This is a genomic window from Providencia sp. PROV156, assembly GCF_028480905.1.
Classification (GTDB): Bacteria; Pseudomonadota; Gammaproteobacteria; order Enterobacterales; family Enterobacteriaceae; genus Providencia; species Providencia hangzhouensis.
Genome location: NZ_JAMPPE010000004.1, coordinates 1 through 19,260 on the forward strand (window position 1 = coordinate 1; position 19,260 = coordinate 19,260).

A 19,260-nucleotide genomic window follows, 5' to 3' on the forward strand; every position below is an offset into this window, starting at 1 on the left:
CTTGGAAGATCTGATTTTTTACTGCTTAGATGGTGGGTCGTGCAGGATTCGAACCTGCGACCAATTGATTAAAAGTCAACTGCTCTACCGACTGAGCTAACGACCCATCTAAATTGTGTTTCAATGCAAGTAACTGATGAAGTGGTGGGCGATAGCGGGCTCGAACCACTGACCCCCTCCTTGTAAGGGAGGTGCTCTACCAACTGAGCTAATCGCCCACTTCATGACTTATACTACATTATAATAAATAATTGGTGGGCGATAGCGGGCTCGAACCACTGACCCCCTCCTTGTAAGGGAGGTGCTCTACCAACTGAGCTAATCGCCCAATTATTTATTTTTCATCGTCAACGGTGGTGGGCGATAGCGGGCTCGAACCACTGACCCCCTCCTTGTAAGGGAGGTGCTCTACCAACTGAGCTAATCGCCCCGTCGTCGATGGAGGTGCATTATAGGGATACTGAGTTCTGAGTCAACGCTTTTTCAATAGATTTTTTTCGTTCGTTGCAAAAATAATCAAGATGTTTCAATATTCACCAGAAAAGCTGCCTTTTTAATCAATTACCTATCATTTTCTCTTTATTCTTTTAAGAAAAAAACAGAAACTATTTTTAAAGCGCATTTATTTATGTCAAATTTGGCGAAACAAACTAATTTCTTGTCTTCTATCCTGATAACTTGATTGAGGAATCATTGTAGGATGATAGAATAGATATACATTTTAGCAATGCTTAGACATTTCACTGCTTAGAACATCAAACTCGCCATCAAGTTAATTGTGCCTGTTTTTAGTCTTCTAAACAGTAAACAGATAAGCGCTTCAAAAACATGTTTTGCAATTAAGGCAATCTCGATGAGTAAAATCAAAACCCGTTTTGCACCAAGCCCAACTGGCTATTTACACGTTGGTGGTGCACGTACCGCTCTGTATTCCTGGTTATTTAGTCGCCACAATCAGGGCGAATTTGTCCTGCGTATTGAAGATACTGACTTAGAACGCTCAACTCAGGAAGCTATCGACGCCATTATGGACGGTATGAACTGGTTGAATTTAAATTGGGATGAAGGTCCTTACTATCAAACTAAACGCTTTGACCGTTATAATGATGTCATTGACCAAATGTTAGATGCGGGTACCGCTTATCGTTGTTATTGTTCGAAAGAGCGCTTAGAGGCGTTACGTGAAGAGCAAATGGCAAATAATGAAAAGCCTCGTTATGATGGCTGCTGCCGTGACCATGCACACAACCATACACCTGATGAGCCGCACGTTGTTCGTTTCCGTAACCCACAAGAAGGTTCCGTTATTTTTGACGACAAAATTCGTGGGCCAATTGAATTTAGTAACCAAGAGCTGGACGATTTAATTATTCGTCGTACTGATGGTTCACCAACTTACAACTTCTGTGTGGTTATCGATGACTGGGATATGGAAATTACCCACGTTATCCGTGGTGAAGACCATATCAACAACACGCCTCGCCAAATCAACATTCTAAAAGCATTAGGGGCACCAGTGCCTGTGTATGCTCACGTTTCGATGATCCTAGGTGATGACGGTAAAAAACTATCAAAACGTCATGGTGCGGTTAGTGTTATGCAATATCGTGATGACGGTTATTTGCCGCAAGCACTTCTTAACTACCTTGTGCGTTTAGGTTGGTCTCATGGCGACCAAGAGATTTTCACTGTTGACGAAATGAAAGAATATTTCAGCCTTGACGCTATCAGCAAGTCAGCAAGCGCGTTTAATACTGAAAAACTGCAATGGTTAAACCACCACTATATTAATTCATTACCAGCAGAAGAAGTTGCAACCTATCTTGCATGGCATATTGAACAACAGAATATTGATACCAGCACAGGACCTCAATTAGTTGATCTAATCAAATTACTTGGTGAACGTTGTAAAACATTAAAAGAAATGGCGGAATCTTGCCACTATTTCTACCAAGATTTCGAAGAATTTGACGCTGATGCGGCGAAAAAACACTTGCGACCTGTTGCTCGTCAGCCTTTAGAAGTCGTAAAAGATAAATTAGCTGCGATAACTGATTGGACGGCTGAAAATGTTCACCAAGCCATCGAAGCAACTGCCGCTGAATTAGAAGTGGGTATGGGTAAAGTGGGTATGCCTTTACGTGTTGCTGTGACAGGCGCTGGCCAGTCTCCAGGCCTTGATGTGACCGTTCACGCTATCGGTCAAGCTCGCTCTATCACTCGTATTGAGAAAGCCTTAGCGTTTATCGCTGAACGTGAAGCTTCTGCTCAATAATTTAATATTATTGGCCCTCAATTTATTGGGGGCCAATTCTCTGATTCATCCTCCCTTCTCCACTCAACTGATTGCAAAATGTTCTATATTTCAGCAATTAAACCTAAAACCCTATTATTTTATTGACACTCTAACTTAGCTTGAATATGATGCATCCCGTCCAAAAGATTTTGTTTGGGGCTATAGCTCAGCTGGGAGAGCGCTTGCATGGCATGCAAGAGGTCAGCGGTTCGATCCCGCTTAGCTCCACCAATCACTTAAATACTAAAAGTCACTATTCACCTCTTCCATTTTAAATCAATAATATCTTTTAGATTATGAATTACTGAGCGGTATAACCACCATCAATAGGAATAAATGCACCGGTTATAAAGCTACTTTCTTCTGATAACAAAAAGGCCACCACATTAGCAATTTCTAGCCGAGTAGCCATTCTGCCCATTGGGTGAGTAGAAGCCATCCATTGCTGCGTTTCCTGTGGTAATGCACTAATATTCGGTGTTTCTATATAGCCAGGGCCAACAGCATTGATACGGATACCTTTTTGAGCGTTCTCTAAGGCAGCGGAACGTGTTAATCCCAGTACCGCATGCTTTGCTGCAGTGTAAGGTGCTATACCCGCTATTCCTGTTACCCCATTGCAAGCTGATAAATTTACGATAGCTCCCCCACCACTACGCAAAATCGCAGGAATACTATACTTCATACCGTGAAATGTCCCTGTTATATCGGTTTCAATCACCTCATGCCAAGCCTCTAAAGGATAATCCTCAATATTGACGCCATGAGGTCCAGTGATCCCCGCATTATTCACCAAATAGTGCAAAACACCGTATTGTTGCTCAATTTTTTCGACTGTTGTTTTAAAGTCTTGTGCATTTGCGACATTCATTTTTATAGCATAGACACGTTGTCCTGTTGGGTCTATCTCTCTAGCGGCTTGTTGTAAAGCGACCTCATTGCGCCCCGTAATTACCGTTATCGCGCCAAGTGAATACAGCTTTTGTGCAATAGTAAAACCGACACCTGTCGATGCCCCTGTAACCAATGCCACTCGCTGATTAAACTTCCCCATAGCTCACCTCAATTATGATTAACTTTAGTTAACTATAATTAATTAACCAAAGTTAATCAACTGGTCGTCTTATTATTAAAATCAATATATACTCAATAGATTGAATGTTACGGAGTTTTCATGATGCCAAATTCTCTTGAAGATGCGCTTTCCCTGCTGCAATGTACGCTAGTTGCGCGCAGAGTTAGCTTTACCCCAGAGCAAATAACTTGGGGTCAATATGATGTGCTAGAGATATTGAGATTAAAAGGGGATTTAACACCAAGCCAGTTAAGCCAATCACTTGGCCTCTCTCGCCAAAATTTATCGAAATTTCTTCGAGTTCTGAAATCTTATGAATTTGTCGAGCAATATCAATCTGAAGAAGATAGACGGGAACTGATCACCCGTTTAACCGACAAAGGGCATCATTTTTTGCAGCGTGCAGCCACAGGACGTGCTGAAAATGCAGCTAAGGTCAAAGCAGCATTAACGCCCCAAGAACAAAAACTATTTATTACTTTAAGTCAGAAAATTACTCACGCACTAGGCCACGATTAACCCCGTTTTAAAGGCTTTACCAGCCCTTCTAAGCCTTCTATTTTTATTCCTAGGGTCATCTCCATTAACTGCCCTAAACGTCCAGCAGGGAACTCTCCTTTCTTATAGAACCATAATAAATATTCTTCAGGTAAATCAATTAATATACAGCCTTTATATTTACCAAATGGCATATACGTATTGGCCATATCAATGAGATCTTGTTTTTCCATTGTTATTTCTCTTTCGTATCAAAGCATAAAAAACGGCGCTCATTTGAACGCCGTTTCTTAATCTAACATGTTTTAGTGGATTACAAAACTAACCCAACAACCGCTGCGGATAAGAAGCTAACTAAGGTTGAACCATACAGTAATTTTAAACCGAAACGAGCCACGGTATTACCTTGTTTCTCATCTAAGCCTTTAATCGCACCTGCAATAATACCGATGGATGAGAAGTTAGCGAAAGAAACTAAGAATACGGATAAGATACCAACAGAACGCTCAGATAACCCACCAGCAATCGCTTGTAAGCCATCCATCGCAACGAATTCATTCGTTACCATTTTCACTGCCATAATTCCGCCAACCTGTAAGGCTTCATCGGCAGGAATGCCGAGCATCCATGCAAATGGATAGAATACGTAACCTAACATGGTTTGGAAGTCGATACCGAATACAGCTGAGAAAATACCGTTAATCATCGCAATGAGGGCAATAAAACCAATCAACATCGCTGAAACGATAATCGCTACTTTAAACCCTGCAAGAATATATTCACCTAACATTTCAAAGAAGCTTTGCCCTTCGTGCAGGTTGCTCATTTGAATATCTTCTTCACCTTCAGGTGGATACGGGTTAATCAGTGATAGTACGACGAAAGTACCAAACATATTTAGAACCAATGCAGCGACCACAAAACGCGGCTCTAACATGGTCATGTATGCCCCAACGATAGACATAGATACCGTTGACATGGCAGTTGCCGCCATGGTGTACATTCTGCGGTCTGACATCCGGTTCAATTGGTCTTTATACGCAATAAAGTTTTCTGACTGACCCAATAACAATGAACTGACTGCGTTAAAAGACTCTAACTTACCCATACCATTCACTTTCGATAACACGGTACCGATGATACGGATCACGATAGGGAGAATTTTGACGTGCTGTAAGATCCCGATCAACGCAGAAATAAAGATGATTGGGCATAACACTTGTAAGAAGAAGAATGCTAAGTTCCCTTCAATCATGCCACCAAAAATAAATTTAGTCCCTTCTGCTGCATAGCCTAGCAAGTGAGTAAATACCCCTGCCACACCAAGAACAAAAGATTCGCCAATATTCGATTTTAAGAACAAATAAGCTAATGCAATTTGAATAACCAGTAGTTGAACAACATAGCGAGGACGGATCCCTCTACGGTTACTACTGGCTAAAATGGCAAGAGCGGCAATTACTACTAAAGATAAAACGAAATGCAGGATCGAGGTCATATGCGACTCCAACAAATTTAAGAATCAGTCTATGTGCATATTCTATGTAATAGACAACATTTAAATGAGACAGAGGTCACATTAATATGAAAGCTTACTAGGTGTATTTTGCAAAAAGAAGAAGGGGATCACGTTTCAACTATAACAATTCCTAGCATTCGCTTTTTTTGCACAGAAATTTTACTGAGAATTTAAGTTAAGACTTACAACAACCTGCGTATAAAATTGTTGCCTACAGAGATCGTAGGCAACTAAGTTAAATTGAATATAGTTCACTATTAAATATTCAGCAAACGAACCAATTCATTTTCATCAATAACGCGTATGCCAAGTTCATTTGCTTTGGCTAATTTAGAACCAGCGGCCTCACCTGCAATGACCAAATCTGTTTTCTTCGAGACGCTTCCTGAGACTTTTGCACCTAAAGCCACTAACTTGTCTTTGGCTTCATCACGCGTCAATACACTCATTGACCCTGTTAGCACCACTGTTTTACCTGCAAATGGGCTATCGATTTCTGCACTATTAACGACTTTTACTTCAGGCCAATGAATATTTGCCTTCGTCAGTAAATCTTCAATCACCGCTTGGTTATGAGGTTCACGGAAAAAATTGACCACATGTTTCGCAACTACATGACCAATATCTTGAACGGTTTTTAGTGACTCTTCATCCGCCGCCATCACAGCCTCAAGTGTGGTGTAATGCGCTGCTAAGTTTGCCGCCGTTGCTTCGCCAACCTCACGAATTCCAAGGGCATAAATAAAGCGAGCCAATGTTGTTTGCTTAGACTTATTGAGTGCATCAACCAGATTCTGTGCCGACTTCGGCCCCATTCTATCCAAGCCTGTTAAGATACCCGCACTTAATTGATATAAATCTGCCGGCGTTTTGACATACTCTTTTTCGACTAACTGGTCGATAATTTTATCGCCCATGCCATCCACATCCATTGCTCGGCGTGAGACAAAATGTTTCAGTGCTTCTTTGCGTTGTGCCCCACAAATAAGCCCACCAGTACAGCGTGCCACCGCTTCACCTTCAACTCGTTCGATATCAGAACCGCATACAGGGCAATGGGTCGGGAAGACAATTTCACGGCTATCTGTTGGTCGCTTGTCAACCACAACACTGACGATTTGTGGAATAACATCCCCTGCTCGACGAATAATGACCGTATCACCGATATGCACGCCAAGGCGTTCAATTTCATCTGCATTGTGTAACGTCGCATTACTGACCACCACACCTGCGACTTGCACGGGTTCTAAACGCGCCACAGGCGTGATAGCACCTGTACGCCCAACTTGAAATTCAACATCTTTTAATAATGTGACTTGTTCTTGAGCTGGGAATTTAAACGCTGTCGCCCAGCGAGGTGCTCGAGAAACAAAACCTAATTCTTCTTGAATCGCGATTGAGTTAACTTTAATGACTACCCCATCGATATCAAAGCCAAGATCAGGTCGAACTTGCTCAATTTCATGGTAAAAATCTAATACGGCCTGATGACCAACACGTAATTGAACATAATCACTAACCGGTAAACCCCATGCTTTAAATTGCATCAAACGGTCATAATGTGTGTCCGGTAACGAGCCACCTTCCACAAGCCCAACACCATAACAATAAAAAGTGAGTGGCCTTTTGGCGGTAATACGTGGGTCTAATTGACGTAACGAACCCGCAGCCGCATTACGCGGGTTTGCAAAGACTTTGCCATCCGTTTTACGTGCCTGCTCATTGAGTGCTTCAAAACCTTTTTGGGGCATGAAGACTTCGCCACGGATCTCAACGCGATCAGGAATATTGCTTCCCCTTAAACGCAATGGGATAGCGCGTATGGTTCGTACATTCGCGGTAATATTCTCACCTACGGTCCCATCACCACGAGTCGCCGCTTGTACTAATTCACCATTTTCATACAACAAACTTACCGCTAACCCATCGAGCTTGAGCTCACAACAAAAAGTCAGTTCTTGATGATTTTTCAAACGATCTCTTACCCGCTTATCAAACGCAAGGTAACTTTCTTCATCAAAAACATTATCTAGGGATAACATAGGTATTTCATGGCGTACGGTATCAAACGCAGCCAATGGTGCGGCACCAACACGTTGAGTCGGTGAATCACTTGTGACAAGTTCAGGATGCTGTGCCTCTATCTCTTTTAGACGTTGCATTAACTTGTCATATTCTACGTCTGGAATTTCGGGGGCATCTAATACATGGTATTGATATTCATGATGACGTAACTGTTTTTTTAATTCGTCTATTTCTTGTTTGGTAGTCATGATTCACTCATACAGATAAAAAACCCCCAATTAATGGGGGTTTTGTTCAACGTTTATTTAACTTAATGTGTTTCTAATTCGAGCATGATACACCTCTATTTTTTGAGGTGTCAGCATTTTGCGTTCGTCATCAAGAACAACCCCTCCCGCATCTGATGCGATACGTTGAGCAGCTTGCAACATCAATTTGAAGTTTTGCCCTGCATCACCGTAAGACGGGACCATCATAAACATGGAAACCCCTGGGGTGGTAAAATCAGCCATTGTCTCTGGGTCGAATGAGCCAGGCTTCACCATGTTGGCTAAGCTAAACAAAACAGGCCCCGTACCAGACGGGTTCACATGGCGATGGAATATTTTCATTTCCCCGAATTGGAAACCGGCTTGTAAAATACTTTGCAGTAATAATTCACCTTGAAGTTCCTGCCCTTGCAAAGCGGCTACGTGAAGTACCAGGACTGTCTCCTTGCTACTTGTTGTAGCAGAATCTTCCTGCGGCTCAGCTTTCTTCTCAATATGCTGCGTCTCTTGTTCATAGGTGCTCGGCTGAGGCTCTTCTCTCAATTTGGTTGAATCAATATGTGGTTCAGCGACAGTTTCAATGGCTGGCTCAACAATCACTTCCTCACTCATATTAATGGTGAGTTGTTCGGGTACATGAACGGGTTCAGTACGTTGATGCATCGTAGGCTCATTATGAACCGGCGATTTAGCCTCAGGCTCCTTGTTCATAATAATGTCAGGTTCAACCGATGCTTTTGGCTGTATATTAGGCTCAACTGGAGACTCATTTTTTACCGGATATACAGGCTCAGTCGCAGCGGGATGAACAGGCGCCTGCTGAGTCGGTTGATTTTCAGTAAATAATGCAGAATCATCATATTCTGATGAATTCTCCTGCATATCGTTTTTTCTACGTTTTACGGGTCTGTCGCGAAATAACTTTGAGCGCTCTTTACGGCTGGTCCATAAACCATGCAGTAATAAAGCGACAATCGCTATCGCACCTACGACCACTAATATCAGACGCAAATCCTGCATCGCTGCTATCTCTAGTTGATGAATGATAATGCCAACACGGCGGAAACTTCCTTAAGATTATTTCTCAATTGCTCTAAGTGCAACCCCCAGAACGATTTTCTTACAAGAAAGAGAATATTCCGCTTTCATTTGCTGCTTTTTTAAGCGAATAATGGCTAGTCAGCCTAATTTCATATCTATATGATACATGGTCAACCGAAAAGGAGAGAACAAGAAGTATGACCCAATCGACATTTTCGACACAAAAAGACCATTCTGGTTTTTATTATTTTACACAAGGCTGGAGATTAATCACTCGGCCCGGTATTAAACGTTTTGTTATTTTGCCCCTATTAGCCAATATTTTATTCTTAGGCGGCGCATTTTGGTGGTTATATACAAAGCTTGGCGGCTGGATAGCCCAAGTGATGAGTTACGTTCCTGACTGGCTACAATGGCTCGATTATGTTATTTGGCCAATCGCTGTTATCTCTATTTTGCTCGTGTTTACCTATTTTTTTAGTACGGTTGCTAATATTATCGCTGCACCTTTTAACGGTTGGTTATCAGAAAAACTCGAAGCCGAGTTAACGGGTAAACCATCACCGGATACTGGTGTTGCTGAGTTATTAAAAGATGTTCCTCGTATGATAAAGCGCGAGTTTGTCCGAATCGGTTACTACTTACCTCGCGCTATTGGGTTATTAATCCTATTTTTCATACCCGGTATTGGCCAAACAGTCGCCCCCGTACTGTGGTTTTTATTTGGTGCTTGGATGATGTCAATCCAATATTGCGATTACCCGTTTGATAACCACCGTGTTGGCTTTAACGAAATGAAGCAGGCGCTTGCCAAAGAGCGGATGAGAAACGTTCAATTTGGTGGCGTCATTAGCTTGTTAATGATGGTGCCTTTTGTCAACTTAGTGATCATGCCTGTTGCAGTTTGTGGTGCAACATTGATGTGGGTTGACAGGTATCGTGAGCGTTACGCACGCTACTAATCTATTAAATCATTGCGCAGGTTTATCGCCTGCGCTCTTTTATTTACTTATTATTGTTACACTATAATTATTCCTTAGAACTATTAGATCTAAAATAACATTTCGTTATAAGCTTATGCTCAAATCATATTTGCATTAATTTGTTCTTAACGTATGTTGAATCCATCTCATTATTTTTAATTAATACCGATTACATTACTGGCTAACCGATTTTTAAGGATATCCCATGAGCAAAATTTATGATGATAACTCGTTGACTATTGGCCACACCCCACTTGTTCGCCTAAAACATTTTGGTAATGGCAATATTTTAGCAAAAGTGGAATCTCGCAACCCAAGCTTCAGTGTTAAGTGCCGTATTGGTGCTAACATGATTTGGGATGCAGAGAAAAAAGGTATCCTAAACAAAGACAAAGAATTAGTTGAACCAACTAGTGGAAATACGGGTATCGCTTTAGCCTATGTCGCTGCGGCGAGAGGTTATAAATTGACGTTAACCATGCCTGAAACCATGAGTATTGAGCGCCGTAAACTACTCAAAGCATTAGGTGCCAACCTCGTTTTAACTGAGGGGGCAAAAGGCATGAAAGGTGCAATAGCTAAAGCTGAAGAAATAGTGAATAGCAACCCTAAAAAATACTTATTACTTCAACAGTTTAATAACCCAGCAAACCCTGAAATCCATGAAAAAACCACTGGGCCTGAAATTTGGGAAGATACTGACGGCAATGTCGATGTTGTAGTCGCAGGTGTTGGTACGGGCGGGACGATTACAGGGATTGCAAAATACCTGAAAAACACCAAAGGCAAAGATGTGACTATCGTGGCTGTTGAACCAGAAACATCCCCTGTTATTACCCAAGCTTTAGCGGGCGAAGAAATTAAACCGGGCCCTCACAAAATACAAGGGATCGGCGCTGGTTTTATTCCGGGTAACTTAGATTTAAAATTACTCGATAAGGTCATTCAAATCAGCGATGACGAAGCCATCAAAACGGCTCGTGAGCTGATGGAAAAAGAAGGTATCCTTGCGGGTATCTCATCAGGCGCTGCTATTGCTGCTGCCACTAAAATTGCCGCAGACCCTGCCTATAAAGGTAAAAATATCGTCGTTATTTTACCTTCTTCAGGTGAGCGTTATTTGTCTACAGCCCTGTTTGCTGACATCTCGGCTGAGTAGCATAACTTCGTTACAATATCGTTAAAAAAGCACCTAAATGGTGCTTTTTTTGTGGCATAGATCAAACTTTAGCACGGATGGAGATGATTTATAATTCGGGGTTTAGTATTAAACATAGTAATTATTTTGCACCTCGAAATTAATCACTTTTTAGCCAACCTCTAGGGCAAGTAAAATAATTTGCCAATGAGAAAAAAGTATCGAGTTCGCAAGAAAAACAGAAAAAGGGTTGATACCGCACAAAGTAGGAAACCTTTTTTCAAGTTAATAATCTAACTTATACGCAAACCTAGTCTATTTCATCTACAATTGGCTGGGTAATTAAAAAAACGAAAGTTATTGAGGAAATACTATGTTTCAGCAAGAAGTTACTATTACGGCACCAAATGGTCTACATACTCGTCCTGCAGCTCAATTCGTAAAAGAAGCAAAAGCATTCTCTTCCGACATTTCTTTAATTTCTGGCGGCAAATCCGCTAGCGCAAAAAGTTTGTTTAAATTACAAACCTTAGGCCTAACGCAAGGCACAGTTGTGACAATTTCTGCTGAAGGCGAAGACGAAAAAGAAGCCGTTGAACATTTAGTTAAACTGATGGGCGAATTAGAATAATTTCGCACGAAAATAGCATTTACTGATTTCATTCAATGTCCCTGAGTGATGTCATTCGGGGACATTTGTATAATCGGCTATATTCATTGTCGTCTCTGCAACATCAGAACTCCCAGCACTAGCAGCAGTAAGGTAATATTATGATTTCAGGAATTTTAGTATCCCCGGGTTTTGCTTTTGGTCAGGCTTTAATCCTCAAAGAAGATCCTATCGTTGTTAGCACAAAAAAAATTGCTGACGATCAGGTTGATAAAGAAATTGCTCGCTTTATTGAGGGTCGTAACAAATCAGCCGAACAACTCAATTTGATTAAAGAGAAAGCCGAAAAAAATCTTGGAGCCGAAAAAGCTGAGATTTTTGAAGGTCATATCATGCTGCTAGAAGATGAAGAGCTGGAACAAGAAATTGTCTCTTTAATCAAAGGCGATAAAAAAACGGCAGATGCCGCTGCGTATTCCGTTATTGAAGATCAAGCTCAAGCGCTTGAATCCCTTGATGATGAATATCTTAAAGAACGCGCCGCTGACGTGCGTGATATTGGCAAACGTCTATTAAAAAACATCTTAAATATTCCTATCGTTGATTTAAGTGCAATCAGCGAAGAAGTTATTTTAGTGGCTGCGGATTTAACCCCTTCAGAAACCGCACAGCTAAATTTAGATAAAGTATTAGGGTTTATTACTGATTTAGGTGGCCGTACATCACATACCTCAATTATGGCGCGTTCTCTTGAGTTACCTGCCATTGTTGGAACTAGTGATGCCACCAGCAAAATTAAAAATGGCGATTTCATTGTATTAGATGGTGTCAACAACACCATCCACTTGAACCCATCTGAAGCCGAAATCGACAAACTGAAAGCTTTCCGTGATGAATATCTACAAGAAAAAGAAGAGCTCGCAAAATTAAAAGATTTGCCTGCCATCACCCTTGATGGTCATCAAGTTGAAGTTTGTGCGAATATCGGTACTGTACGTGATGTCGCTGGTGCAGAGCGCAATGGCGCAGAAGGCGTTGGGCTCTATCGTACTGAGTTTTTATTCATGGATAGAGACTCTCTTCCTACCGAAGAAGAACAGTTTCAAGCTTATAAAGCCGTTGCAGAAGCAATGGGCAGCCAAGCCGTTATTGTCCGTACAATGGATATCGGCGGTGATAAAGACCTGCCATATATGAATTTACCAAAAGAAGAGAACCCATTTCTCGGCTGGCGTGCAATTCGTATTTGTCTTGATCGCAAAGAAATCTTACACTCACAATTAAGAGCTATTTTAAGAGCCTCTAAATTTGGTAAACTGCGTATTATGTTCCCAATGGTTATTTCCGTTGAAGAAGTTCGTGAACTAAAAGCAGAGCTAGAAATGCTTAAAGCTCAGTTACGTGAAGAAGGTAAAGCTTTTGACGAGTCAATTGAAGTCGGTGTGATGGTTGAAACACCAGCCGCAGCTGTTATTGCTCGCCACTTGGCAAAAGAAGTTGATTTCTTTAGTATTGGGACGAACGATCTCACTCAATACACTTTAGCGGTCGACCGTGGTAATGAACTGATTTCTCATCTTTACAACCCGATGTCACCTGCTGTCCTAAACTTAATTAAGCAAGTGATCGATGCATCACACGCTGAAGGTAAATGGACTGGGATGTGTGGGGAGTTAGCTGGAGATGAGCGTGCAACCTTATTGCTACTTGGCATGGGGCTGGATGAATTTAGTATGAGCGCGATTTCAATTCCGCGTATCAAAAAGTTAATTCGCAATGCGAGCTTTACTGATACCCAAGCTTTGGCTGAACAAGCACTTGCTCAACCCACAGCGGATGAATTGATGAAACTTGTAGATACCTTTATCCAAGAAAAAACGTTATGCTAAGAACAGCACATTAGTTCGGTCCCATATAAAACGATTAGGAGAAGGTCCATGGGTCTGTTTGACAAACTGAAATCACTCGTTTCGGAAGACAAAAGTAGCAGTGGCAGTATTGAAATTATCGCACCTTTATCGGGTGAGATTGTCAATATTGAAGATGTTCCAGACGTTGTGTTCGCAGAAAAAATTGTTGGTGATGGTATTGCGATTAAACCCGCAGGTAACAAAATCGTTGCCCCTGTAGACGGTACAATTGGTAAAATATTTGAAACTAACCATGCGTTTTCTATTGAATCAGATGATGGTATAGAACTATTTGTTCACTTCGGTATTGATACCGTTGAACTTAAAGGTGAAGGCTTTAAACGCATCGCTGAAGAAGGCCAAACTGTGAAGAAAGGCGACTTAATCATCGAGTTTGATTTAGCGCTGTTAGAAGAGAAAGCAAAATCTGTTCTAACGCCAGTTGTCATTTCTAATATGGACGAAATCAAAGAACTAAACAAACTGACAGGCTCAGTGACAGTCGGTGAAACTGTCATCATGCGTATTAAGAAATAACTTAACTGCCAATATTTAGTTAAAACCATCAGGCCTTGCCTGATGGTTTTTCATTTGTAGGGATTTTTTATTGAGCACAGATTTGTCATTAAATTATCTCACTCATTAAATACACCTGTTGATAAATAACGGTCTCCTCGGTCACAAATTACTGCCACAATGACCGCTCCCGGGTTAGCTTTCGCCACTTTTAACGCACCAGCAACCGCCCCACCCGAGCTCACTCCACAAAAGATACCTTCAACTTTAGCTAAAGCTCTCATAGTCTCTTCAGCTTCTTGCTGGTTTATATCCAGTACACTATCAACTAATGAGCCATCAAAAATACCGGGTAAGTAACCTGGTGACCAACGCCTAATACCCGGAATTTGGCTTTTTTCCGCAGGTTGTAACCCAACAATATGGACATCATCTGACTGGGATTTTAAATAGCGGCTTACCCCGGTAATGGTCCCCGTGGTTCCCATACTCGATACAAAATGGGTAATGCGGCCATTGGTTTGCTGCCATATTTCAGGGCCTGTTGTTTTAAAATGAGCTAATGGGTTATCAGGGTTGTTAAATTGGTCTAAAACTTTCCCCTCACCTCTTTGTTCCATTTCCTTAGCCAAATCGCGGGCACCTTCCATACCAACAGCCGTACTCACTAAAATGAGTTCTGCACCATAGGCTTGCATTGAAGCTTGCCGCTCTTTGCTCATGTTATCTGGCATGAGTAATTTCAGTTTGTAGCCTTTTACTGCGGCTATCATCGCGAGCGCGATACCTGTATTTCCACTAGTTGCTTCAATTAGCGTATCACCTGGCTTAATTTCACCCCGTAATTGCGCTTCATTAATCATTGAAAATGCCGCGCGATCTTTCACTGAACCTGCGGGGTTATTACCTTCAAGCTTCACCCAAATTTCAGCTTCAATCCCTTGTGTTAAACGCTGAAGCTTTACTAATGGGGTATTACCGATAAATTGTTCCAGAGCCGACACTTTACCATCCTTATAATTTTTATATATAAATAAGAAATAATAGAGATAAGATATTACCCCAATATTGATATGTGAAAATTGAAATCTCTTCACATTAATATTAGAAAAATAGATTATCTTAATTACTATTTCTGATATAGCTAATTGATATATTATATTACAATAAGTTTATAGAATTACCAGTTATATTTCATATAAAAATATGATAAATAAATCTTTTATATCAATCGGTTATGGTGGATTTAATCATAAGGGGAAATAGACTAAATATTTTTAATATAAAGTCTAATCATCGGTCATATACCTAGAAAGTAATAGAAAAGATAACACCAATAATATATTTATTAGTGTTATAAGTTATTGAGTTTTATATTCATGCACTTTCAGCAAGTTGTGGGAAAATTAACGCCTGATCTCCTTGATAGATCTTTGCCTGCTGGCTACCTAAAAAGTAACGTTCACCTCGCGTTGGTATCGTTTTTTCGGACTGCCAAATCACTGACAAAGGCTCTTTCCCCCAACCTAATGGTTGAACGGTTAATTGCCAAAAATGCCCTCTTGGCCCCGATTCCGTAATTCTAACAGGTAAACGGTGCTGTTCATCCACTTCAGCTTGTAATGAGATATCCCAAGGACGTAAAAATACGTCGACTTCACCTTGTTGAACACTGGTATGGTTAAGGGGGAATTCATAGCCATCTATATTTAATGTTGAACCTTTGATGTGGGCAGAAATTTGGTTCACTTCCCCCATAAATTCAAGCACAAAACGGGTTTCTGGGCGCTGCCAAATATCGCTCGGTGTGCCAACTTGCTCAATATGACCTTGGCTCATCACCACCACTCTGTCTGCAACTTCCATGGCTTCTTCTTGGTCGTGAGTCACAAAAACACTGGTAAATTTTAATTCATCATGTAATTGACGTAACCAACGGCGTAATTCAATACGCACTTGTGCGTCAAGCGCACCAAAAGGTTCATCTAATAATAAAATTTGTGGATCAACGGCTAAAGCCCTTGCCAGTGCCACACGCTGTTTTTGCCCCCCTGAAAGTTGCGCGGGGTAACGTGAAGCCAGATGGGCGAGTTGAACCATTTCCAGCAATTTTGTTACTTTATCTTTAATAGCCTGAGCTGATGGGCGCTGCTTTCTGGGTAAAACCGTTAAACCAAATGCCACATTATCAAACACTGTCATGTGGCGAAATAGTGCATAGTGTTGAAATACAAAGCCAACATGCCTATCTTTCGCATGGATTTTACTAACATCGTGACCATGAAAGCGCAATAACCCCTGACTTTGTTGTTCAAGCCCAGCAATAATCCGCAATAAGGTTGTTTTTCCTGAACCGGAAGGCCCTAATAAGGCAACCATTTCACCCGATGCAATATCCAGTGAAATATCGCTGAGTACTTGGGTTTTACCAAATAACTTACCGATTTTTTCAATTTCAATACTCATGATTAATGGACTCCTGATTCAGATTGCTGGCGACTTAAATGCCACTGCAATGCGCTTTTAAGTATTAAGGTGATAATTGCCAGCAGTGCTAAGATCCCTGCGGCCGTAAACGCCCCTACTGTATTATAATCCTGATGCAATAATTCAACTTGCAACGGTAAGGTGTATGTTTCACCACGAATAGCTCCTGAAACCACCGAAACCGCACCAAATTCACCGATTGCACGGGCGTTAGTTAAAACCACGCCATACAATAATGCCCAGCGGATATTGGGCAATGTCACACGCCAAAACATCTTCCATCCTGACGCTCCCAGCAACACCGCGGCTTCATCTTCTTGGCTACCTTGGCTTAACATCAAGGGCACTAACTCACGTACGACAAATGGACACGTTACAAAAATGGTCACTAATGCCATACCTGGCCATGAAAACATTAGCTGGATATCAAAACCTTCAAGCCACCCACCAAACCAGCTGTTCGAGCCATAAAAAAGTAAGTACAGCAAACCCGCAACAACAGGTGAAACCGCAAACGGGATATCTACCAAGGTGAGTAATAATTGGCGACCAGGAAATTGAAATCGTGTCACTAACCACGCCATCATAGTGCCAAAAACTAAATTTACAGGAACGGTAATTAAAGCAATTAATACTGTTAAACCAATAGCGTGTAGCATATCTGGGTCTGCCAAATTCAGTAAAACGGCATCTAACCCTTTTTGAAATGCAGTAATAAATATCCAAACAATTGGAATCACTAATAGTAAAAACGAAAACAATAAACCTATCGCAATTAGTAGCCATTTCCCCCAGTTAATTTGGGTACGGCTAGTAGTGTGAATTGGTGTAATTTGCGCCATTACTTGCCCCCCAACCGTTTACCAAAGCGGCTTTGTACTAAATTAACACTAAATAGAAGTAACAATGAAACCGCTAAAATAACTGAGGCCACAGCACTGGCTGCCGGGTAATCAAATTGCTGTAGCTGACTAAAAATCATTAATGAGACAACTTCGGTTTGCCACGCAATATTACCCGCAATAAATATAATGGCACCAAACTCGCCTAAACTCCGTGTAAAGGACAAAACCGTTCCGGCTAATAAGGCCGGTGAAAGCTCTGGCAGTATCACTCGACGAAAAGTTTGCCAACGGCTCGCACCTAGGGTTTGAGCAGCTTCTTCGTATTCAGGGCCTAGCTCTTCCAACACAGGTTGAACCGTACGCACAACAAACGGAATACTGGTAAAAGCCATCGCAACCGCAATTCCCAGCCAAGTATTAACAACTTTAATGTCAAACTGGTGCAGATATTGCCCATACCAGCCCGAGGTTGCAAACAGGGTTGCCAATGTCAGCCCCGCTACCGCAGTAGGTAATGCAAAGGGTAAATCTACTAAACCATCTAAAAACAAACGCCCAGGAAAGCGATAACGCGTTAAAATCCACGCTAATAACATGCCAAACACCGCATTAAACAAACTTGCGACTAATGCAGACAGTAACGTCACTTTGTACGCGGCAACCACTTGCGGGTAACTAATGACAGCCCAATATTGCTGCCATGTCATTTCCGATAATTGGATCACCAAAGCGCTCATGGGTAATAGCAAAATCAAGCAGGTATAAAAAAGGCTGCTACCTAGCGTTAGCCCAAAGCCTGGCAAAAAACGCTTTCCTGAACGATTCATTAACGGCGCCCTTCAGCCATTAATTGGTCAAATTCCCCACCGGTGGCAAAATGAACGTCCATTACTTTTGGCCAGCTCTCAAATTGTGATTCAACAGTAAACAACTGAGTTTCTGGGAATTTATCCTTATTCGCACTCATCACCGCTTTGTCATTCACTCGGTAATTGTACTGAGTGATGATTTCTTGGGCCTGTGGGCTATAGAGATAATTTAAGTAAGCTTTAGCGACATCTTCAGTACCATTTTTTTGTACATTTTTATCGACCCAAGCGACGGGAAACTCCGCTAAGATATCCACCGGCGGTACAATAACTTCGTAGTCTGATTCACCATACTGAGAGCGAATATTATTCACTTCTGATTCAAAACTAATAAGGACGTCACCGAGCCCCCGTTCAATAAATGACGTCGTCGCGCCACGCCCACCGGTATCAAATACTTCTACATTTTTCAGAAACTGTTTCATTTGCTCACGGGTTTTTGCTTTATCATCTTTATTTTCTTGATTAAAAGCGCCCCATGCCGCAAGGTAGGTATAACGGCCATTTCCTGAAGTTTTTGGGTTCGGGAAGATTAATTTAACATCTTCACGGACTAAATCATCCCACGTTTTAATCCCTTTAGGGTTTCCTTTACGAACTAAAAACGCCATTGTTGAATAATAAGGCGAGCTATTATTTGGTAAGCGAGCTTGCCAGTCTGCAGGGATCAAATTCCCTTTGTCATGCAAAATTTGCACGTCCGTGACTTGGTTATAGGTCACCACATCCGCTTTCAGCCCTTGTAAAATAGCCAGAGCTTGCTTTGATGAGCCGGCGTGTGATTGTTTAATTGTGAGTTTGTCGTCAGGGTGGGCTTCATTCCATTGTTTTTCAAATGAAGGGTTCAACGCCACAAATAATTCACGGGCAATATCATAAGAGCTATTAAGCAGTTCAGCTGCAACTAATGGTGAGCTTCCGAGTAATGATACCGTTGCCAAACTCGCTAGTGCTGTTTTTTTCAAAAATGATTTTTTCATTCCACACCTATTCGTAACTAAACCCAAATGACTGACATTGGAACCACTGTATATGTTTTGGTTATAACTGTGTAGCTATCAATCACCTTTTTATATATCAAATTAGAATAACAAAGAAATGAACGTCATAAGCAGGAAAATTAACTGATTTTTTAATTAGTTAGTGATATGAATGCGTTTCATTTTTAAGTTTAGCGAA

General features: G+C 41.4%; 17 protein-coding genes and 5 tRNA genes. 8 read left to right on the forward strand and 14 right to left on the reverse strand.

Annotated features, from left to right (window positions below; translation table 11 throughout):
* Window positions 1–30: 30 nt before the first annotated feature.
* The 4 genes from PSF31_RS03585 to PSF31_RS03600 form a co-directional block, all read right to left on the reverse strand.
* Window positions 31–106, reverse strand: a tRNA-Lys gene (locus PSF31_RS03585).
* Between the two features lie 36 nt (window positions 107–142).
* A tRNA-Val gene (locus PSF31_RS03590) sits at window positions 143–218 on the reverse strand.
* A gap of 34 nt (window positions 219–252) precedes the next feature.
* A tRNA-Val gene (locus PSF31_RS03595) sits at window positions 253–328 on the reverse strand.
* 26 nt (window positions 329–354) lie between these two features.
* Window positions 355–430: transfer RNA gene (locus PSF31_RS03600), tRNA-Val, on the reverse strand.
* Window positions 431–853: 423 nt separating this feature from the next.
* On the opposite strand from PSF31_RS03600, the gene gltX reads away from it, so the two are divergent.
* Together gltX and PSF31_RS03610 are read left to right on the forward strand one after the other, a co-directional pair.
* Entirely contained in the window at window positions 854–2,275 is a 1,422-nt protein-coding gene (gltX, locus tag PSF31_RS03605; protein WP_096863457.1) for a glutamate--tRNA ligase, read from the forward strand.
* 176 nt (window positions 2,276–2,451) lie between these two features.
* A tRNA-Ala gene (locus PSF31_RS03610) sits at window positions 2,452–2,527 on the forward strand.
* Window positions 2,528–2,597: 70 nt separating this feature from the next.
* Here the strand turns inward: PSF31_RS03610 and PSF31_RS03615 are convergent.
* Complete coding sequence (locus PSF31_RS03615) at window positions 2,598–3,350, reverse strand: SDR family NAD(P)-dependent oxidoreductase (RefSeq protein ID WP_004264866.1); 753 nt, start codon at window positions 3,348–3,350, stop codon at window positions 2,598–2,600.
* 120 nt (window positions 3,351–3,470) lie between these two features.
* Between PSF31_RS03615 and PSF31_RS03620 the strand changes: the two genes are divergently transcribed.
* Entirely contained in the window at window positions 3,471–3,890 is a 420-nt protein-coding gene (locus PSF31_RS03620) for a MarR family winged helix-turn-helix transcriptional regulator (RefSeq protein WP_004264867.1), read from the forward strand.
* On the opposite strand, the gene PSF31_RS03625 is transcribed toward PSF31_RS03620, so the two are convergent.
* The 4 genes from PSF31_RS03625 to zipA all read right to left on the reverse strand — a co-directional run bounded on the left by PSF31_RS03625 (window position 3,887) and on the right by zipA (window position 8,702).
* On the reverse strand, window positions 3,887–4,102 hold the full coding sequence (locus tag PSF31_RS03625; RefSeq protein WP_094961728.1) for a DUF3820 family protein: 216 nt from the start codon (window positions 4,100–4,102) through the stop codon (window positions 3,887–3,889). The two genes, PSF31_RS03620 and PSF31_RS03625, sit on opposite strands and share 4 nt — an antisense overlap.
* An 80-nt stretch (window positions 4,103–4,182) precedes the next feature.
* On the reverse strand, window positions 4,183–5,367 hold the full coding sequence (locus PSF31_RS03630; protein ID WP_004264869.1) for a NupC/NupG family nucleoside CNT transporter: 1,185 nt from the start codon (window positions 5,365–5,367) through the stop codon (window positions 4,183–4,185).
* Between the two features lie 278 nt (window positions 5,368–5,645).
* The gene (gene ligA, locus PSF31_RS03635) at window positions 5,646–7,661 is read right to left on the reverse strand and encodes an NAD-dependent DNA ligase LigA (protein WP_096863456.1); all 2,016 of its coding nucleotides are present in this window, start codon (window positions 7,659–7,661) and stop codon (window positions 5,646–5,648) included.
* Between the two features lie 57 nt (window positions 7,662–7,718).
* Entirely contained in the window at window positions 7,719–8,702 is a 984-nt protein-coding gene (gene zipA / locus PSF31_RS03640; RefSeq protein ID WP_096863455.1) for a cell division protein ZipA, read from the reverse strand.
* 218 nt (window positions 8,703–8,920) lie between these two features.
* On the opposite strand from zipA, the gene cysZ reads away from it, so the two are divergent.
* The 5 genes from cysZ to crr all read left to right on the forward strand — a co-directional run bounded on the left by cysZ (window position 8,921) and on the right by crr (window position 13,901).
* A complete protein-coding gene (gene cysZ / locus PSF31_RS03645) occupies window positions 8,921–9,685 on the forward strand; it encodes a sulfate transporter CysZ (protein ID WP_004264874.1) in 765 nt (254 codons plus the stop codon).
* A gap of 226 nt (window positions 9,686–9,911) precedes the next feature.
* On the forward strand, window positions 9,912–10,865 hold the full coding sequence (gene cysK, locus PSF31_RS03650) for a cysteine synthase A (RefSeq protein ID WP_004264875.1): 954 nt from the start codon (window positions 9,912–9,914) through the stop codon (window positions 10,863–10,865).
* A 352-nt stretch (window positions 10,866–11,217) separates the two neighbouring features.
* Window positions 11,218–11,475: a phosphocarrier protein Hpr gene (gene ptsH / locus PSF31_RS03655; RefSeq protein WP_004264876.1), complete on the forward strand. Its 258-nt coding sequence runs from the start codon at window positions 11,218–11,220 to the stop codon at window positions 11,473–11,475.
* A gap of 140 nt (window positions 11,476–11,615) precedes the next feature.
* Window positions 11,616–13,343 carry a phosphoenolpyruvate-protein phosphotransferase PtsI gene (gene ptsI, locus PSF31_RS03660; RefSeq protein WP_004264877.1) on the forward strand — a complete coding sequence of 576 codons (1,728 nt, stop codon included), beginning with the start codon at window positions 11,616–11,618 and terminating at the stop codon, window positions 13,341–13,343.
* A 48-nt stretch (window positions 13,344–13,391) separates the two neighbouring features.
* Window positions 13,392–13,901, forward strand: coding sequence for a PTS glucose transporter subunit IIA (gene crr / locus PSF31_RS03665; protein ID WP_004264878.1), 510 nt, complete (start codon window positions 13,392–13,394; stop codon window positions 13,899–13,901).
* 98 nt (window positions 13,902–13,999) lie between these two features.
* On the opposite strand, the gene cysM is transcribed toward crr, so the two are convergent.
* The 5 genes from cysM to PSF31_RS03690 form a co-directional block, all read right to left on the reverse strand.
* Window positions 14,000–14,884, reverse strand: coding sequence for a cysteine synthase CysM (cysM, locus tag PSF31_RS03670; RefSeq protein WP_036958988.1), 885 nt, complete (start codon window positions 14,882–14,884; stop codon window positions 14,000–14,002).
* A 373-nt stretch (window positions 14,885–15,257) separates the two neighbouring features.
* Window positions 15,258–16,346: a sulfate/thiosulfate ABC transporter ATP-binding protein CysA gene (cysA, locus tag PSF31_RS03675; protein ID WP_094961726.1), complete on the reverse strand. Its 1,089-nt coding sequence runs from the start codon at window positions 16,344–16,346 to the stop codon at window positions 15,258–15,260.
* A gap of 2 nt (window positions 16,347–16,348) precedes the next feature.
* Entirely contained in the window at window positions 16,349–17,209 is an 861-nt protein-coding gene (gene cysW / locus PSF31_RS03680; RefSeq protein ID WP_004264881.1) for a sulfate/thiosulfate ABC transporter permease CysW, read from the reverse strand.
* Window positions 17,209–18,039 carry a sulfate/thiosulfate ABC transporter permease CysT gene (cysT, locus tag PSF31_RS03685; RefSeq protein ID WP_004264883.1) on the reverse strand — a complete coding sequence of 277 codons (831 nt, stop codon included), beginning with the start codon at window positions 18,037–18,039 and terminating at the stop codon, window positions 17,209–17,211. The genes cysW and cysT overlap by 1 nt, the downstream gene beginning before the upstream one ends.
* A complete protein-coding gene (locus PSF31_RS03690; RefSeq protein ID WP_094961725.1) occupies window positions 18,039–19,061 on the reverse strand; it encodes a sulfate ABC transporter substrate-binding protein in 1,023 nt (340 codons plus the stop codon). Before PSF31_RS03690 ends, cysT begins: the two co-directional genes overlap by 1 nt.
* Between the last annotated feature and the right edge of the window lie 199 nt (window positions 19,062–19,260).